Annotated in this window: 16 protein-coding genes; 12 read left to right on the top strand and 4 right to left on the bottom strand. The window is 65.5% G+C overall.

Going from position 1 to position 17,315, the window contains the following annotated elements; all coding sequences use genetic code 11:
• Positions 1 to 113 precede the first annotated feature (113 nt).
• Positions 114 to 956: a MipA/OmpV family protein gene (locus tag AC1DNE_RS12530; RefSeq protein ID WP_441472112.1), complete on the bottom strand. Its 843-nt coding sequence runs from the start codon at positions 954 to 956 to the stop codon at positions 114 to 116.
• Between the two features lie 283 nt (positions 957 to 1,239).
• On the opposite strand from AC1DNE_RS12530, the gene AC1DNE_RS12535 reads away from it, so the two are divergent.
• From AC1DNE_RS12535 to AC1DNE_RS12545, 3 genes are all read left to right on the top strand, one after another.
• Positions 1,240 to 1,440, top strand: a complete 201-nt coding sequence (locus tag AC1DNE_RS12535) for a hypothetical protein (RefSeq protein WP_441472113.1) — start codon at positions 1,240 to 1,242, stop codon at positions 1,438 to 1,440.
• Between the two features lie 86 nt (positions 1,441 to 1,526).
• Entirely contained in the window at positions 1,527 to 1,889 is a 363-nt protein-coding gene (locus AC1DNE_RS12540; RefSeq protein WP_476841068.1) for a hypothetical protein, read from the top strand.
• A 251-nt stretch (positions 1,890 to 2,140) separates the two neighbouring features.
• Complete coding sequence (locus AC1DNE_RS12545) at positions 2,141 to 2,929, top strand: helix-turn-helix transcriptional regulator (protein WP_441472115.1); 789 nt, start codon at positions 2,141 to 2,143, stop codon at positions 2,927 to 2,929.
• Here the strand turns inward: AC1DNE_RS12545 and purN are convergent.
• Both purN and purM read right to left on the bottom strand, forming a co-directional pair.
• Positions 2,866 to 3,420 carry a phosphoribosylglycinamide formyltransferase gene (gene purN, locus AC1DNE_RS12550; RefSeq protein WP_441472129.1) on the bottom strand — a complete coding sequence of 185 codons (555 nt, stop codon included), beginning with the start codon at positions 3,418 to 3,420 and terminating at the stop codon, positions 2,866 to 2,868. The two genes, AC1DNE_RS12545 and purN, sit on opposite strands and share 64 nt — an antisense overlap.
• 56 nt (positions 3,421 to 3,476) lie before the next feature.
• Positions 3,477 to 4,550 carry a phosphoribosylformylglycinamidine cyclo-ligase gene (purM, locus tag AC1DNE_RS12555; RefSeq protein ID WP_441472116.1) on the bottom strand — a complete coding sequence of 358 codons (1,074 nt, stop codon included), beginning with the start codon at positions 4,548 to 4,550 and terminating at the stop codon, positions 3,477 to 3,479.
• Between the two features lie 143 nt (positions 4,551 to 4,693).
• On the opposite strand from purM, the gene AC1DNE_RS12560 reads away from it, so the two are divergent.
• The 5 genes from AC1DNE_RS12560 to ppx all read left to right on the top strand — a co-directional run bounded on the left by AC1DNE_RS12560 (position 4,694) and on the right by ppx (position 10,965).
• The gene (locus tag AC1DNE_RS12560; RefSeq protein WP_441472117.1) at positions 4,694 to 5,224 is read left to right on the top strand and encodes a CDP-alcohol phosphatidyltransferase family protein; all 531 of its coding nucleotides are present in this window, start codon (positions 4,694 to 4,696) and stop codon (positions 5,222 to 5,224) included.
• A 92-nt stretch (positions 5,225 to 5,316) separates the two neighbouring features.
• Positions 5,317 to 6,426, top strand: coding sequence for an AI-2E family transporter (locus AC1DNE_RS12565; protein WP_441472118.1), 1,110 nt, complete (start codon positions 5,317 to 5,319; stop codon positions 6,424 to 6,426).
• A 7-nt stretch (positions 6,427 to 6,433) separates the two neighbouring features.
• Positions 6,434 to 7,132, top strand: a complete 699-nt coding sequence (locus AC1DNE_RS12570; protein WP_441472119.1) for an HdaA/DnaA family protein — start codon at positions 6,434 to 6,436, stop codon at positions 7,130 to 7,132.
• 127 nt (positions 7,133 to 7,259) lie between these two features.
• Positions 7,260 to 9,455 (top strand): RNA degradosome polyphosphate kinase, encoded by a 2,196-nt coding sequence (locus AC1DNE_RS12575; RefSeq protein ID WP_441472120.1) that lies wholly within the window; start codon positions 7,260 to 7,262, stop codon positions 9,453 to 9,455.
• Positions 9,391 to 10,965, top strand: coding sequence for an exopolyphosphatase (gene ppx, locus AC1DNE_RS12580; protein ID WP_441472121.1), 1,575 nt, complete (start codon positions 9,391 to 9,393; stop codon positions 10,963 to 10,965). Before AC1DNE_RS12575 ends, ppx begins: the two co-directional genes overlap by 65 nt.
• A 136-nt stretch (positions 10,966 to 11,101) precedes the next feature.
• Here the strand turns inward: ppx and metC are convergent, their stop codons facing one another.
• Complete coding sequence (metC, locus tag AC1DNE_RS12585) at positions 11,102 to 12,292, bottom strand: cystathionine beta-lyase (RefSeq protein WP_441472122.1); 1,191 nt, start codon at positions 12,290 to 12,292, stop codon at positions 11,102 to 11,104.
• Positions 12,293 to 12,554: 262 nt separating this feature from the next.
• Here metC and AC1DNE_RS12590 point away from each other — a divergent pair, with 262 nt between their 5' ends.
• The 4 genes from AC1DNE_RS12590 to AC1DNE_RS12605 all read left to right on the top strand — a co-directional run.
• Positions 12,555 to 13,577, top strand: a complete 1,023-nt coding sequence (locus AC1DNE_RS12590) for an amino acid ABC transporter substrate-binding protein (protein ID WP_441472123.1) — start codon at positions 12,555 to 12,557, stop codon at positions 13,575 to 13,577.
• A gap of 562 nt (positions 13,578 to 14,139) precedes the next feature.
• A complete protein-coding gene (locus tag AC1DNE_RS12595; RefSeq protein ID WP_441472124.1) occupies positions 14,140 to 15,336 on the top strand; it encodes an amino acid ABC transporter permease in 1,197 nt (398 codons plus the stop codon).
• A 10-nt stretch (positions 15,337 to 15,346) separates the two neighbouring features.
• Positions 15,347 to 16,726 carry an amino acid ABC transporter permease gene (locus AC1DNE_RS12600; protein WP_441472125.1) on the top strand — a complete coding sequence of 460 codons (1,380 nt, stop codon included), beginning with the start codon at positions 15,347 to 15,349 and terminating at the stop codon, positions 16,724 to 16,726.
• A 35-nt stretch (positions 16,727 to 16,761) separates the two neighbouring features.
• Positions 16,762 to 17,315: amino acid ABC transporter ATP-binding protein (locus tag AC1DNE_RS12605; RefSeq protein WP_476841074.1), on the top strand; the 554-nt coding region annotated here is incomplete at its 3' end.

Below are 17,315 nucleotides of genomic sequence, written 5' to 3' on the forward strand. Positions count from 1 at the left end.
CCAGCCGCAAGCTGAGCTGAAAAGCAGCAGGGCGGACCGGTCTTCCGGTCCGCCCTTTTCTTTTGGGTCCGCCAGCCATGGCCGGAGCAAGCCCTGCCGTGGCTTGCGGCTTCTCAGAGCCCGAAGGAGTAGTTCGACCCGGTATCGAAGGAGTAGCTCGCGGAAAGGCCGATGGTGATCGAGTCGCGCGAGCCGAACGGCCTGACGATCGGAGAGCGTGCGGCGTCGCCGACGAGGTGCTTGTACTCGACATAGGCGGTGGTCTGGAGCTGATCGGACCAGTGATAGGTCAGCTGCGCCAGGGCGCCGACGGTGTGGACGCCCGCGTTGAAGCGCTGCAGGAAGCCGCCGGTGCCGGGCATCGCGCCATAGGTGCCGAAATAGGTCCGCACATAGTCGGCCGAGGCGATCCGCATGCGCGGGCCGACGCCGAGGGTCCAGGGGCCGAGATTGGAGAAGGCGTCGAGCTTGAGATCGGCGACGACGCCGTCATGGGCGACGATGCCGCGGCGCAGATCGGCGCGGGCGCGCAGCCAGGAGGTCGGATAGAACTCGACGAAGCCGCCGGCTTCGGCGCCGAATTTGGTTTCCGGCATGGCGACGAGCGCCGGATTGACCTTGGCGCTGCGCTTCCAAAGCAGATCGCCGGAGAAGCCGATGCGCCAGCCCTGTCCGGAGAAGAAGCCGATGCTGAGCATCGCATCGTCTTCGGCGCTCCACCAGGTGCTCTTCAGGCCCTTGCCGAGCGAGATGATCGGCCGGACGCGGAAGATATAGTCATCCGAGCCGGTGTAGTCCGGCTGATAGCGCACGCCGGCGCCGAGCGTCAGGTACCAGTTCTGGGCCGGCTGGGGTGAGGTGAGGGTCGAATAATCGCTCGACTGCGCCTGGGCACTGCCGGGCAGCGAGAGGGAGAGGCAGGTCGCCAGACCAGCCAGATACGCAACGCAACGCATAGTCCAGAACTCCGACGCGACGGCGCGTCCGATCGATTGAATGAGGGCAATCTGAGGGAAGGGGATTAATGCACGGTTAAGGTGAGTTTTTCGTTATCGCAGGAATATCAACGTGTTGGATCAAAGTTGGCTTTCTTTTTGCCAGTCTGGTCCACGTGAGCCCCCTGCGGCCGGGCGGTGGCGCTTTCACGGCACGAGGCCGGGAACCGGTCGTTAATCGATGGTCGCCAGAGTGCGCTTGTGGGCCGGAAGACTCCGGCCGGCGGGGGCGCAGGAGGCGGCGATGATTATGGAAGTGGCGATCGTCTGGCTGCTTTGCGCCGCCATCTTTCTCGAGCTGGCGGACCGGGCTCCGGTCATCGACGAGCCCGGGTTCGGAATCGAACCCGGTGTCCGGTCGGTTACCGGCGACAGCCAGTCGGAAAACGTCACAGCGGAAGCACTATCCTTGAAAACCGCAGTAAGAGACCGCGCGTCCTCTTGACGCTGACCTAGCTCTATGGCCATGCCGAACCGTGGGCGCAGCATGGTGATCGCGATGTGCCCCGTTCTCGAAGGGCAGGCGAAATCATGATGATGCGGCGGATGGGTGCGGTCGTGCTGGCCGGTGGACTGTCGATCCTGGCGAGCGTCTCGGCCTATGCCGCAAGCAGCTCGACGGCGCTGCCGCCGCCGGACCCGACCGCGAAGAACCTCACCCCTTACATGATCCAGCTGCGCGCCTTCGACGCCTGCCTGATCACGCAGTCGCAGCTCCTCGGCACGACGCGCGAAGCCGTGCACACCCCGTGCAGCTGCTACGCCAAGGGCACGGTCAACGCCATGACCAAGGACGAGATCCAGGCGTTCAGGGGCACCGGCTATTTCAACGACTCGGCCCGCGAGAAGGGCCTGCGTTTCATCGACCAGTGCAAGCTCAAGCGGCCGTTCTGAACGGCGGTCCGACCCTCTAGAGGTGTCATTCTCGGGCGAAGCGAAGCGCAGACCCGAGAATCTCGATCTGAAGGAGGCGCAGGAGCCTCGTCCGATGAGAGATGCTCGGGGCAAGCCCGAGTATGACGGTCGGTTCCCCGTTCGGCGCTCGTTCCGTCTCCAGCCTTGCTGCTGACACGCTCCTGACAGAAGCTGTCACCCCAGCTGGGCCATGGTGCCTCAGCTACGAGGCCGGGTAGGGAGACGACGCCGTGCAGCGCGCCGAACGATTGCTCGACATGATTCAAAGCCTGCGTCGCCGCAGGCGCCCCGTGACCGCCGAGACGCTGGCCTCCGAGCTCGATGTGTCCGTGCGCACGGTCTATCGCGACATCGGCGCGCTGGTGCGCCAGGGCGTTCCCGTGCGCGGCGAGGCTGGCATCGGCTATGTGCTCGACGCCGGGTTCGACCTGCCGCCGCTGATGCTCTCGCCCGACGAGATCGAGGCCGTGCTGGTCGGCATGCGCTGGCTGAGCGAGCGCGCCGATCCTGTGCTTGCACGCGCTGCCGAGGATGTGGTCAGCAAGGTCGCCGCCGTGCTGCCGCCGCATCTGCGGCCGATCCTGCTCGATGGTGCGCTGTTCGCGGCGTCCTATCCCGGCGACGTGCCGGTCGATCAGGTTGACGTCGCCGCCGTGCGTGCCGCCATCCGCAATGGCCGCAAGCTCTCGATCCACTACAGCGACGAGAGCGGCCACGCGACACAGCGCATGATCTGGCCGATCGGCATGACCTTCTACGAGCGCGTGCGCATCGTCATTGCCTGGTGCGAGCTCCGGCAGGCATTCCGCCATTTCCGCACCGACCGCATGACCGGCCTCATAGCGCTGGAGGAGCGCTATCCCGCCCGTCGTGCCGACCTCTTCCGCCGTTGGCAGAAGGAGGAGGAGAGGGCGCGCGAGGAGTGGGAGCGCTGCAAGCGAGAGGGTGGGGAGGATCAGGCCCGGTCGCCGGCCAGCCTGGCACGACCGGAGGCGACCTCCGCCAGCGCTGCCGGATAGAGCTTGTGCTCCTCGACGAGGACGCGCTTGGACAGCGTCTCCTCGTCGTCGCCGGGCAAGACAGGCACCTTCGCCTGCAGGATCACCGGTCCGGCGTCGAGCTCCGGCACGACGAAATGCACCGAACAGCCATGCTCGCTGACGCCGGCTTCAAGGGCTTGCCGATGTGTATGCGTGCCCTTGAACAGCGGCAGCAGCGAAGGGTGGATGTTGATCATCCGCCCTTCCCAGCGCTTTACGAACCAGGGCGTCAGGATGCGCATGAAGCCGGCGAGAACGACCAGATCGATCTGGTTGACGCGCAGGAGCTCGTCCACCGCGCGCTCGAACGCCTCGCGATCCCTACCGAAGGAGCGATGGTCGATCGTCGCGGTGGCGATGCCGAAGCCTCGCGCCCGGTCGAGCCCTGCGACGTCGGGGATATTGGAGATGACGAGCGCGATTTCGGCCGGGTAGCCGGGCGCCTGCGCCGCTTCTGCCAGCGAGACCATATTGGAGCCGCGCCCGGAGATCAGCACCCCGACGCGCTTGCGGGCGTTGGCCGTGCTCACAGCGAGAGCTTGCCGCGGTAGCTGACCTGCTCCTCGCCGGCCGCGACCGGGACGATTTCGCCGAGCCTCACGGGGACCTCGCCGGCCGCTTCCAGAGCGGCGAGAACCTCATCGGCCTTGTCGGCCTGCGCCGCGACGATCATGCCGATGCCGCAGTTGAACGTGCGCAGCATCTCGCGCTCGGCGACGCCGCCGACCTTGGCGAGCCAGCCGAAGACGGGCGGAACCGGGATCGCCGGCAGATCGAGCGCGACGCCGAGTCCCTCCGGCAGCACGCGCGGGATGTTGTCGGGGAAGCCGCCGCCGGTGATGTGCGCCAGCGCCTTGATTCCATCAGTCGCCTTGAGCGCCTGCAGCAGCGGCTTCACATAGATGCGGGTCGGCTCCAGAAGCGCCTCGGCGAGGCTCTTGGCCGGAGCGAAGGGAGCAGGGGCTCCCCAGCCCAGCCCGCTCAGCGCCACGATGCGGCGCACCAGCGAATAGCCGTTGGAGTGCACGCCGGAGGAGGGCAGGCCGAACACCACGTCGCCAGGCTGCAGGTCCTCGCGCGGCAGCAGCGTGCCGCGCTCGGCCGCGCCGACCGCGAAGCCGGCGAGGTCGTAATCCTTCTCGGCGTACATCCCGGGCATCTCGGCGGTCTCGCCGCCGATCAGCGCGCAGCCGGCCTGGCGGCAGCCATCGGCGATGCCGCGCACGATCTCGACGCCGACCTTCGGGTCGAGCTTGCCGGTGGCATAATAGTCGAGGAAGAGCAGGGGCTCGGCGCCCTGGACGATGAGGTCGTTGACGCACATCGCGACGAGGTCGATGCCGATCGTCGAGTGCAGTCCGCTCTCGATCGCGATCTTCACCTTGGTGCCGACGCCGTCATTGGCGGCGACCAGGATCGGGTCGCTGAAGCCGGCAGCCTTGAGATCGAACAACCCGCCGAACCCGCCGATCTCAGCGTCGGCGCCCGGCCGGCGCGTGGCGCGCACCAGCGGCTTGATCTCGTCGACCATGGCGTTGCCGGCGTCGATGTCGACACCCGCCTGCGCATAGGTCAGTCCGTTTGCGCCGGGCTTGCTCATTGGATTTTGCCTTCCTTTGTGCTCGCGCGAGCGATAGGCAAGCGCGCCGCGCCTTGCAAGGCGTATCGGCGTTTTCGCTCTTGCCGATCCACTGTCGGCGATCTTAGCGTCTTCTTCTGTCGAGATGCGCTCGGGCGTTTTGGATGACGATCCCCAATCTGATCACCGTCGGCCGGTTGTTCCTGGTGCCGCTGGTGATCGTCATGATCGTCAATGCGCGCTGGGATATCGCCTTCATTCTTTTTGTGGTGGCCGGGCTCTCGGATGCGATCGACGGCTTCCTCGCCAAGCGCTGCGGCATGGCGAGCGAGCTTGGCGCCTATCTCGATCCGATCGCCGACAAGGCGCTGATCGTCTCGATCTACGTCACGCTCGCGGTCGTCGGTGTGGTGCCCGCCTGGCTCGTCATCCTGGTCGTGGCGCGCGACCTCATGATCGTGGCGGCCGTGATCCTGTCCTGGCTGATGGGGCGGCCGGTGACGATCGCGCCTTTCGTCGTCAGCAAGCTCAACACCGCAGCGCAGATTGCTTTTGCAGCGTTGGCGCTGGGCTCGCGCGCCTTCGGCATCGATCTCGGGTGGGCTGCCGCGGCGGCGGAGTTCGTCGTCGCTCTGTTGACGCTCGCCTCGATGACGGCCTATCTCGCCTTCTGGCTGCGCCACATGGCGGGCTGACGAAGTTTTACATGCGGCCGGCGCTTGGAACTGCGGCTTTCCGTGCACATTTGTCCCATTCCGCTGGTCGGATAGGCGAAAGAGGCTGATCGATGACGTTGCAGCGCCAGATCGGCTTTTGGCTGGGCTCCCTCCTGGTCTTCGTTCTCCTGCTCGTGCTCTTGCGCGACATCCTGCTGCCGTTCATCGCGGCGCTCGCGCTCGCTTATCTCCTCGATCCGCTGGCCGACAGGCTGGAGCGGATGGGCATGAACCGGCTGACGGCGACCATCGTCATCCTCATCATCTTCCTGATTATTTTTGTGCTGGGGCTGGTGCTGCTGGCGCCGTTGCTGGGGCGGCAGCTCGCCGGGCTGGTCGACAGGCTGCCTTCCGACGCCGCGAAGCTGCAGGCACTCGCGATGGAGAAAGGATTCCCCTGGCTGGAGCGTTTCGGCGGCGGCAACCTGCAGCAGGAGGCGCAGAACTCGCTGGGGAACCTCGTCGGTCAGGCGACGCAATGGGTCGGCGGCCTGCTGAAGTCGCTCTGGAGTGGCGGCACCGCCATCGTCGGCGTGTTCTCGCTGCTCGTGCTGACGCCGGTCATCGCCTTTTATCTCCTGGTCGACTGGGATCGGATGGTCGCGGCCGTCGACAGCTGGCTGCCGCTCGATCACCGCGACACCATCCGCGGTCTCCTGCACGAGATGGACATGGCCATCGCGGGCTTCCTGCGCGGCCAGGCTCTCGTCTGCCTGCTGCTCGGCACCTTCTACGCGATCGGATTGAGCATCATCGGCGTCAATTTCGGCGCGCTGATCGGCATCATCAGCGGCTTCCTGTCCTTCATCCCCTATGTCGGCTCGCTGACCGGGCTCGTGCTCTCGGTCGGCGTGGCGATCGTGCAGTTCTGGCCTGACTGGACCTGGCCGCTGGCGACGCTCGGCGTCTTCCTCGCCGGCCAGTTCCTCGAAGGAAACATCTTCCAGCCCAAGTTCGTCGGCGATTCGATCGGCGTGCATCCGGTCTGGCTGATGTTCGCGCTGCTTGCATTCGGCTCGCTGTTCGGCTTCGTCGGCCTGCTGCTGGCGGTGCCGCTTGCGGCCGTTATCGGCGTGCTCTGCCGCTTCGCGCTGCGGCAATATCTCGCCAGCAATCTCTACCATGGCATCGGCGCCAGGCGTTCCGCCTCGGCGAAGGCGCGTGCCGACGCCGAGCTTTGAGCCGATCATGTCCGACGTGCCACCACGTCCGCGCCAGCTCGCCCTCGACCTGCCCGTCGACAGCCGCCACGGCGTCGAGGATTTTCTGGTCGGCCCCTCCAACGAGGCGGCCTACGGACTGATCGAACGCTGGCCGCAATGGCCTGACGCCTGGCTGCGGCTGACCGGGCCCGAAGGTGCCGGCAAGACTCATCTTGCCGCGATCTGGGCCCGCGCCGCCCATGCCTGGACGATTCAGGCCACGGAGCTGAGCGAGGCAAAGGTCCCGCACCTTGTCTCCGGCGGCGCCCTGGTGGTCGAGGATTGCGACGCCGGGCCGTTCGACGAGGCCGCGCTCTTTCATCTGATGAACGCGATGAAGGCACGCGGGGGGCATCTGCTGTTGACGGCGCGCACCGAACCCGACCGCTGGGGCCTGCGGGTGCCGGACCTGCTGTCGCGGCTGCGGCTCGCACCGGGCGCCACGATCGAGCCGCCCGATGACGGGCTGCTGCGGGCGCTCCTCGTCAAGCTCTTCATCGACCGCCAGCTCGTTGTCGACACGGCCGTCATCGAGGCGCTGGCGCTCAGGATGGAGCGCTCCTTCGCCGCCGCGCGGCAGGTGGTGGACCGTCTCGATCGCGTCGCGCTGGAGCGCGGTCGGCGCGTCACGCGCCCGCTTGTGCAGGAAGTGCTGTCGGAATTGTTTCCCGAGGAGCCCGCGTGAAAGAGCGCGTGCTTGCAGAGCGGCCATGCTGTCATACGAAATCATGTCGCCCGTCATCGAAACGTCACGCTAGAATGGCTTCAACGGCGCCATGAGCGGAAAGACGATCAGGACACGGGTGAAGCGCATGACTCTCGAGACCGTGACCGACGAGCTGGAGAAGCTCTCCGGCGAGGCTGATGCGGCGCCGCTGCGCCGGCAGACCGAGCGCTTCATGAACCGCGAGCTGTCCTGGCTGCAGTTCAATCGCCGCGTCATGGAGGAGGCCTCGAATCGCAGTCACCCGCTGCTGGAGCAGCTGCGCTTCCTGTCGATCTCGGCGAACAATCTCGACGAGTTCTTCATGGTCCGCGTCTCCGGCTTGCGCGAGCAGCTCAAGGCCGGCGTGGTCACGCCGAGCCAGGACGGTCTCACCCCGGCCGAGCAGCTCGCCGCGATAGGCGAGGCGGTTTCGGCCCTCACCGACGACCAGCAGGCGCGCTGGGCGGAGCTTCGCCACGATCTGCATGAGAATCGCATCCACCTGCTGCAGCCGGGCGACATCGGCTCGCAGGACCGGATCTGGCTGGAGGACTATTTCCTCAATTACGTCTTCCCGGTGCTGACGCCGCTGGCGATCGACCCGGCGCACCCCTTCCCGTTCATCCCCAATCTCGGCTTCACCATCGCGCTGGCGCTGGAGCGCAAGAACGACGGGCGCCAGCTCGACGCGCTGATCCGGGTGCCGACCAAGATCGACCGCTTCATCGAACTGCCCGATCTCGCCCGCGAGGGGCTGCATCGCTTCATCACGCTTGAGGACGCGGTTTCGCTCTTCATCAGCAAGCTTTTCCCCGGCTACGAGGTCAAGGGCACCGGCTCCTTCCGCGTCATCCGGGACTCCGATCTCGACATCGAAGAGGAGGCGGAGGACCTCGTCCGCGTCTTCGAGACCATGCTGAAGCAGCGCCGGCTCGGCGTCGTCATCCGGCTCGAGCTCTCGACCGGCATGCCCGCGCATCTGCGCCGGCTCATCGTGCGCGAGCTCAAGGTCGATGCCGACGAGATCGTCGAAGTCAACGGCATGATCGGCCTGAACGAGCTCTCGCAACTTGTGGGCGTCGACCGGTCGGACCTGAAGTTCAAGCCCTACAACGCCCGCTTCCCCGAGCGCATCCGCGAGCATGGCGGCGATTGCTTCGGCGCGATCCGCCAGAAGGACCTGCTCGTCCACCACCCCTATGAGAGCTTCGATGTCGTCGTGCAGTTCCTGCAGCAGGCGGCGCGCGATCCCAATGTCGTCGCGATCAAGCAGACGCTCTATCGCACCTCGGCGAATTCGCCGATCGTCAAGGCGCTGACGGAAGCTGCCGAGGCCGGCAAGTCGGTGACGGCGCTGGTCGAGCTGAAGGCGCGCTTCGACGAAGAGGCGAACATCCGCTGGGCGAAGGAGATGGAGCGCGCCGGCGTCCAGGTCGTCTACGGCTTCATCGAGCTCAAGACCCACGCCAAGCTGTCATTGGTGGTGCGGCGCGAGGCCGGCCAGCTCGTCAGCTACTGCCATATCGCGACCGGCAACTACCACCCGATCACGGCCCGCATCTACACCGACGTCTCTTTCTTCACCGCCGACCCGGTGATCGCGCAGGACGTCGCGCGCATCTTCAACTTCATCACCGGCTATGCCGAGCCGGCCGGGCTGGAGCGCATGGCCGTCTCGCCGACAAGCCTCAAGCAGCGCCTGCTCGATGATATCGCCGAGGAAGTCGCCCATGTGAAGGCCGGCCGCAAGGGCGCGATCTGGGGCAAGTGCAATTCGCTGGTCGATCCCGAGATCATCGACGCCCTCTATGACGCCAGCCAGGCCGGCGTCGAGATCGACTTCGTCGTGCGCGGCATCTGCTGCCTGCGGCCGGGCGTGCCCGGCCTCTCGGACAATATCCGGGTCAAATCGATCATCGGCCGCTTCCTCGAGCACACCCGCGTCTATGCCTTCGGGGCCGGCCACGGCATGCCTTCGCCCAAGGCCAAGGTCTACATCTCCTCGGCCGACCTGATGCCGCGCAACCTCGATCGCCGCGTCGAGGCCCTGACGCCGATCCTCAATCCGACCGTGCATCAGCAGTTGCTTGATCAGATCATGTTGGCCAACCTGCTCGACAATGAGCAGAGCTGGACGATATTGCCCGATGGCGGCTCGCGCCGCATTGTCCCTGCGCCGAACGAAGAGCCGTTCAACGCGCATAAGTACTTCATGACGAACCCGAGTCTGTCCGGACGTGGAAAATCGCTCTCGAATTCAAGTCCCCGCTCCCTCTCGCGCCGGGGAGGCCGTAAAGCCTGAGCTCCGGCACGCGCCGGGGCGGCTTGCGCTCGCCGACACCATCGCCATCGTCGACATCGGTTCGAACTCGGTCCGCCTCGTCGTCTACGAGATGCTGGCGCGGGCGCCGTCGCAGGTCTTCAACGAGAAGGAGATGGCCGGCCTCGGCCGGCAGGTCGCCACGACCGGCCGGTTGGCGCAGGACGCCATCGAGAAGGCGATCCTGGCGCTGATCCGCTTTCGCATCCTCTGCGAAGCCATGCATGTCGGCGAGCTCCGCGTCATCGCCACGGCCGCCGCACGCTATGCCGAGAACGGGCCGGACTTCATCGCCCGCGCCGAAGAGGCGATAGGCCAGCCGATCGAGCTGATTTCCGGCGGCCGCGAGGCAATTCTCTCGGGCCTCGGCGTGATCTCGGGTTTCGATTCTCCGGACGGTGTCGTGGGCGATCTCGGCGGCGGCAGCCTGGAGCTGATTTCTGTCAAGAACGGCGCTGTGGGGAAGGGCGCCAGCGTCCCGCTCGGGGGCCTCGCGTTGCTCGATCGCTCGAAGGGCTCGATCCGCGCGGCCGAGAAGATCGTGAAGGACGAGCTCGACAAGCTGCCGCAGCTCGCCGCGATGAAGGGGCGCGATTTCTTCGCCGTCGGCGGGACCTGGCGCGCGCTCGCGACGCTGCATCAGCGCCGCGCGAACTACCCGCTCAACGTGATGCATGCTTATGCGATCCCGCCGAAGGATGCCTCCGATTTTGTCAAGCTGGTCGAGCGGGCCGACGCCTCGGTGCTCGACGCCATCGATTCCGTCTCCTCGGCACGTCGGCCGCTGCTCGCCTATGGCGCGCTGGTGCTGGACGAGCTGATCAAGCGCGGCAAGCCGCGCAACATCGTCATCTCGGCGCAGGGCGTGCGCGAAGGGCTGCTGCATGAGCAGCTCTCGCCGCGGGAACAGACCGCAGACCCGCTGCTGCAGGCCGCGCGCGACTACAATCTCCTGCGTGCCCGCGATCCGCGTCACGCCGCTGACCTGATCGCCTGGGTCCACGGCATTCTCGAAACCGCCGGGTTGGTGCAGGACGAGCCTTCGGGGCGCTTGATCGAGACCGTCTGCCTTCTCTCCGACATCGGCTGGCGCGCCCATCCGGATTATCGCGGCGAGCAGAGCATGAACGTCATCGCCCATGCCTATTTCACAGGCATCGACCATGTCGGGCGGGCCTTCCTGGCGATGACGATCTTCCATCGCTATGCCGGTCTAAAGGCCAGCTCGCCGGCTGCCGAAGGCTTGAAGACCCTGCTTCAGCCGGCGCTCCTGGCGCGTGCGACGCTGATCGCCGCGATCTTCCGCGTCGCCTATCTTTTGTCTGCCGGCATGGCCGGCATCCTGCCGCGCATCCCGGCCACCTGCGTCGACAACCGCCTGGTCCTGCGCTTTCCTGGGGATCTCGCTTCCCTGGCGAGCGAGCGCGTGGAAGGCCGGCTCAAGCAACTCGCCAAGCTGCTCGGGCGCGACTTCGAGATCGGCCGGGTCTGAAGCAGCTTGTCCGGCGCGTCATGCTCGGGCTTGGCCCGAGCATCTCTTGCAGAAAAGGCCTCCCATCCTGCGGGGGATTCTCGGGTCTGCGCTTCGCTTCGCCCGAGAACGGCGGTGGAAGGGGCCTGGTCCTCGTTCAGCTCGCCGCGCGCAAGCGCGCGAAGCCGGCGTCGAGATCGGCCTTCAGGTCCTCGATATCTTCGAGGCCGATATGGAGGCGGATCGTCGGTCCCTTGAAATCGGGCTTGGTTGCCGTCCGGTAGTCCTTGCAGTCGAAGGGCAGGACGAGGCTCTCATAACCGCCCCAGGAGGCGCCGATGCCGAACAGGGTCAGGCCGTCGAGCATCGCGCCGACAGCCTTCATCGAGACGGGTTTCAGCTCGATGGTGAAGAGCGAGGAGGCGCCGGTGAAGTCGCGCTTCCAGATCTCGTGGCCGGGCGCGCCCGGAAGGGCGGGGTGGAGGACGCGGGCGACCTCGGGGCGTTCGCGCAGCCATTCGGCCATGGCGATGCCCGCTGGCATCTGCGCCTTGAGGCGCACGGCCATCGTCCGCATGCCACGCAGCGTCAGGAAGGCATCCTCCGGCGCCACGATCAGCCCGAGCTGATTCCAGGCTGCGCGCAGCTTCCTGAACTGCTCCGGCGTCCGCGCCGAGATGGTGCCGATCAGCACGTCGGAATGGGCTGCGTAGTATTTGGTGCCGGCCTGCACCGAGTAGTCGACACCGAATTTGTGGGCGTCGAAGAACAGCGGTGTCGCCCAGGTGTTGTCCAGCGCGACCGGGATGTCGTGTTCATGCGCGGCCGCGACGATGGCCGGGATATCCTGCATTTCGAAGGTCTGGGACCCCGGCGCCTCGGTCCAGACGGCCTTCGTGTTCGGCTTGAACAGTTTGACGATGTCGCCGCCGATCAGCGGGTCGTAATAGGTGGTCTCGATCCCCATCCGCTTCAGGAAGGTATCGCAGAAGATGCGAGTCGGGCGGTAGACGCTGTCCGTCACCAGCACGTGGTCCCCGGCGGAGAGCATGGTCAGGAAGGCGAGCGTGCAGGCCATCAACCCCGATGGCGTGACGACCACGCCGGCACCGCCCTCGATCGTGTTGGCGGCCGCGATCAGCGCGTCGAGCGTCGGATTGCCGTCGGTGCCATAGGTGTAGCGCGCCTTGCGGACCAGGAAGTCTTCGGTGTTGGGATAAACGACCGTCGAGCCTCGTACGATAGGCGGATTGACAAAGCCGTAGCTATCGGCCGGGTCGCGTCCGGCCAGCACGAGGCGCGTCCGCTCGCCGAGGCGCGCAAATTCAGGCGAAGACAGCTTTTTCATGGAAACGGCAGGTCTCGGAAGCGGAAAAATGCAGCCGGGCTTGACCACACCCCACAAACTCGCATGTGATGCATGCGGTGAACAAGGGGCGCCGGGGGCGGGTGGCGGTTGCTTGACGCTCATGGGGCACTCTGGCAATCGACTCGGCAACGGGGGCGCCGCACCAAACGCAAAGATAATCGAGCAGCGGAAAGCTGCCGGCGGCGAGACCAGGATGGCGTTCGGCGCAAGCCGGAAACGTGGCTTCAATGGGAGAGTACCGATGAAAAAGTTTGTAGCCGCCGCTCTTGCGGCAGGAATCGGCCTGGCGATCTCCGCAACCGCGGCTTCGGCCCAGGCGACGCTCGCGCAGGTCAAGCAACGCGGTATCCTGAATTGCGGCTCGAACACCGGCCTCGCCGGCTTTGGCGTGCCCGATGCGCAGGGCAACTGGAAGGGACTCGACGTCGATCTCTGCCGCGCGATCGCGGCGACGATCTTCAACGACCCGAACAAGGTGAAGTTCATCCCGCTTTCGGCCAAGGACCGCTTCACCGCGCTCCAGTCGAGCGAGATTGACGTGCTGGTGCGCAACTCGACCTGGACGATGACGCGCGACGCCTCGCTCGGCCTGCTCTTCACCGGCGTCAACTACTATGACGGCCAGGGCTTCATGGTCCGCAAGAAGCTCGGCGTGAACTCGGCCCTGCAGCTCTCGGGCGCTTCTGTCTGCACCCAGCAGGGCACCACCACCGAGCTCAACCTCGCCGACTACTTCCGCGCCAACAACCTGAAGTATGAGGTCGTGGCCTTCGCGACCTCCGACGAGACGGTCAAGGCCTATGACGCCGGCCGCTGCGACGCCTTCACCACCGATGCGTCCGGCCTTTACGCCGAGCGCCTGAAGCTGACGAACCCGGACGACCACATCGTCCTGCCGGAGATCATCTCCAAGGAGCCGCTCGGCCCGTCCGTCCGCAATAACGACCCGCAGTGGTTCAACCTGGTGAAGTGGGTCGGCTTCGCCATGCTGAACGCCGAGGAACTGGGCGTGACCCAGGCGAATGTCGAACAGCAGCTCAAGTCGGATAACCCCGAGATCAAGCGCCTGCTCGGCACCGAGGGCAAGTTCGGCGAGCAGGTTGGCCTGACGCCGGATTGGGTCGTGCGCATCGTCAAGCACGTCGGCAACTACGGCGAATCGTTCGAGCGCAACGTCGGCCAGGGTTCGCTGCTCAAGATCGCCCGCGGTCAGAACGCGCTCTGGACCAAGGGCGGCCTGCAATACGCTCCGCCGGTTCGCTGATGCATTCGCGGGGCGCCGGCTAGACCGGTGCCCCGTTTGTTCCGCGGCCTGAAGCTGCCGCCCGCGCCGCGAGCCGCTCTCGAAGCGTTTCGCGGCGTTGCTGTATTCGCCCTGGATCAGGGCAATCCAACGGATTGCGAAGCGTCACAGCGCATTGACGGGATTGTTCGTTGACGCGGTGGTTTCCGGCGCGCAGAGATTCAAAATCGGCGCCGGATGGTGGTTGGCGCGGTTGGTCCGGGATTTGCTGATCGGGGTTTTGCTTCAGCAGGGCTTGCCGTATCAGCATTTGCTGCTCAAGATTTGTTCAATCGGGGAGAGCGGGACGAACCCGCTCCGAACAGGGGAACGGCATGAAGACAGAGAGCATCACTGCCGCCAGAGCGGCAGCTGTCGGCGTCGGTATCGCGTCGGGTCCGTGAACGCCGGAAGGGCCCGCATGGCGCGCCCTTCCGGCAAGAAGCTCACAGAAAAAGCGGCACGGACAACAGGACGACCTCGGCGCAACCGCACAGCCGAAGGATCGCCGGCCGCCACAAGCGAAGCAAAAGGGGCGTGACAAGTGTCGAGCATTCCCGACCAAACGGTATCACCCGGCAAGGCGTCGTTGTTCTACGACCCCAGGATCCGCGGCTACGTCTATCAGATCCTGCTGGTCGGGGTAGTCGGCTTCCTGATCTGGTCGGCCGCATCCAATGCCATCGAAAATCTGCGTGCGCAGAAGATCGCCTCGGGTTTCGGCTTCTGGCACAACGCCGCCGGCTTCGACATCAATCAGAAGCTGATCCCGTTCTCGGCCCAGGGCGGCTCGACCTATGGTCAGGCCTTTCTGGTCGGCCTGCTCAACACGCTGCTCGTCGCCGCCCTCGGTATCGTCCTCGCCACCTTCATCGGCTTCGCCGTCGGCGTGGCGCGGCTCTCGAACAACTGGATCGTCGCCAAGCTGGCTATGATCTATGTCGAGGTCATCCGGAACATCCCGCTGCTGCTCCAGCTCTTCTTCTGGTACAACGCGGTGCTGAAGCCTTTGCCGGACGCCCGCAACTCGATCGCGCTGCCCGGCAGCATCTATCTCAACAATCGCGGCATCATCCTGCCGAGCCCGCAATTCGCGCCGGCTTTCGAGGCGGTCGTCATCGCCTTCATTGTCGGCGTCGTGGCGGCGATCGCCTTCTTCATCTGGTCGCGTCGCCAGCAGATGCAGACGGGCAAGCAGTACCATAACGGCTGGGTCGCGCTCGCGCTGATCATCGGGCTGCCGCTTCTGGTCTTCTTCATCACGGGTCGGCCGCTCTCCTTCGACTATCCGCAGCAGGGTCGGTTCAACCTCACCGGCGGCATGCAGATCTTTCCTGAGTTCGTGGCGCTGCTGATCGGCCTCTCGACCTATACCGGCGGCTTCATCGCCGAGGTCGTGCGCGCCGGCATCCTGGCGGTTTCGAAGGGGCAGTCCGAGGCCGCCCATGCGCTCGGCCTGCGCTCCGGCCCGACGCTGAAGCTCGTCGTCATCCCGCAGGCGATGCGCGTCATCATCCCGCCGCTGACCTCGCAATACCTCAACCTGACCAAGAACTCGTCTCTGGCCGTGGCGATCGGCTATCCCGATCTCGTCCAGGTTTTCACCGGCACGGTTCTGAACCAGACCGGCCAGGCGGTCGAGGTCGTCGCCATCACCATGGCGGTCTACCTGACGATCTCGCTGGTGACGTCGTTCTTCATGAACCTCTACAACCGGCGCATGGCGCTGGTCGAACGGTGAGGGCGGATCGATGACCGACGCAACGATCGAAAACGCCCCTTACGCCTTCGTCCGCAAGGAGACGTTGCAGCAGGAGCCTGCGCCCCTCTCCGTGGCCGGCCCCTGGGCCTGGATCAGGACCAACCTGTTTTCCAGCCCGCTCAATGCGATCCTGACCCTGCTCTGCGCCTATCTCGTGTTTGACGCGGTGCCGGGTCTGGTCCGCTTCTACTTCCTCGACGCAGTCTGGACCGGAGAGCATCGCGAGGCCTGCCTCGCCGACAAGGTCGGCCGGCCGGTCGGTGCCTGCTGGGCCTATATCGCCGACCGTTTCCAGTACTTCATATACGGGTCCTATCCGGTGGTGGAGCGCTGGCGGGTCAACATCGTCTTCGCGATGTTCGCGCTTGGCGTGGTCTGGATGCTCTGGACCAAGGCGCCGCTGAAGAAGATAGGCGTCTTCTTCTTCTTCATCATCCTGCCGGCGAGCGCCTTCATCCTGCTACTGGGCGGGGCTCGGGCCGAGAGCTTCCTGCGCTTCCTGATCCTGCTCAGCTTCGCGCTGGCGGTGCTTTATCTGGTGCTGTCCTTCGTGCCCTCGCTGGCCAAGTTCTGGCTTGGCGAGGCACAGTTGGCCGTCGAACAGGAGATGCCGGCCTGGCAGCGCTTCTATCGGCCCAAGCGCCTGATCCTGATCGCGCTGGTCGTCTTCGGCCTGCTGGCGGTGTTGGCCGACAAGGTCGGGCTGCCCCGTGTCGACACCGGGCTCTGGGGCGGCATGACGGTGACGTTCCTGATCTCCGCGGTCGGTATCGTCTTCTCGCTGCCGCTCGGCGTGCTGCTGGCGCTGGGGCGCCGCTCGCGCCTGCCCGCCATCCAGCTGCTCTCGGTGATCTTCATCGAGTTCGTGCGTGGCGTACCGCTCATCACCGTGCTGTTCATGGCCAACACCATGCTGCCGCTCTTCGTGCCGCAGGAATGGTCGCCGGACCGGCTGCTTCGGCCGTTGATCGGCGTCGCGCTCTTCGCCGCCGCCTACATGGCGGAGGTGGTGCGCGGCGGCCTGCAGGCGATCCCGAAGGGCCAGTACGAGGGCGCGATGTCGCTCGGCCTCGGCTACTGGCAGATGATGCGTCTGATCATCCTGCCGCAGGCGCTGCGGATCGTGATCCCCGGCATCGTCAACACCTTCATCGGGCTGTTCAAGGATACGACGCTGGTCACCATCGTCGGCATCTTCGATTTCCTGCGCACGATCGAGGCGACCCTCGTCGACCCCACCTGGGCGACGCCGACTACGCGGTCGACAGCCTACGCTTTCGCCGCGCTCTTCTATTTTCTTTGCTGCTGGGGAATGTCGCGCTACTCGGTAGCTGTCGAGAAGCGCCTAGCCGCCGGCCAAAAACGTTGAGAGGGATGACGACCATGGCAATGGCAGAAACCAAGATGACGGATACCCGGCCTGCGGCGCTGAAGCAGACCTCGTTGAACACGGCGACGGCGGTCGAGATGATCGGCGTGAACAAGTGGTACGGTGAGTTCCACGTGTTGCGGGACATCAACCTCAAGGTTCAGCGCGGCGAGAAGCTGGTCATCTGCGGCCCGTCCGGTTCGGGCAAGTCGACGATGATCCGCTGCATCAACCGGCTCGAGGAGCACCAGAAGGGCCAGATCATCGTTGACGGCACGGAGCTCACCAACGACCTCAAGAAGATCGACGAGATCCGCCGCGATGTCGGCATGGTGTTCCAGCACTTCAACCTGTTCCCGCATCTGACGATCCTCGAGAACCTGACGCTGGCGCCGATCTGGGTGCGCAAGATGCCCAAGAAGGACGCCGAGGAGATCGCGATGCACTATCTCAAGCGCGTCAAGATCCCGGAGCAGGCGGCGAAATATCCGGGCCAGCTCTCGGGCGGCCAGCAGCAGCGCGTCGCGATCGCCCGCTCGCTGTGCATGAGCCCGAAAATCATGCTGTTCGATGAGCCGACCTCGGCGCT

The organism is Allobosea sp. 05L423 (genome assembly GCF_056397745.1).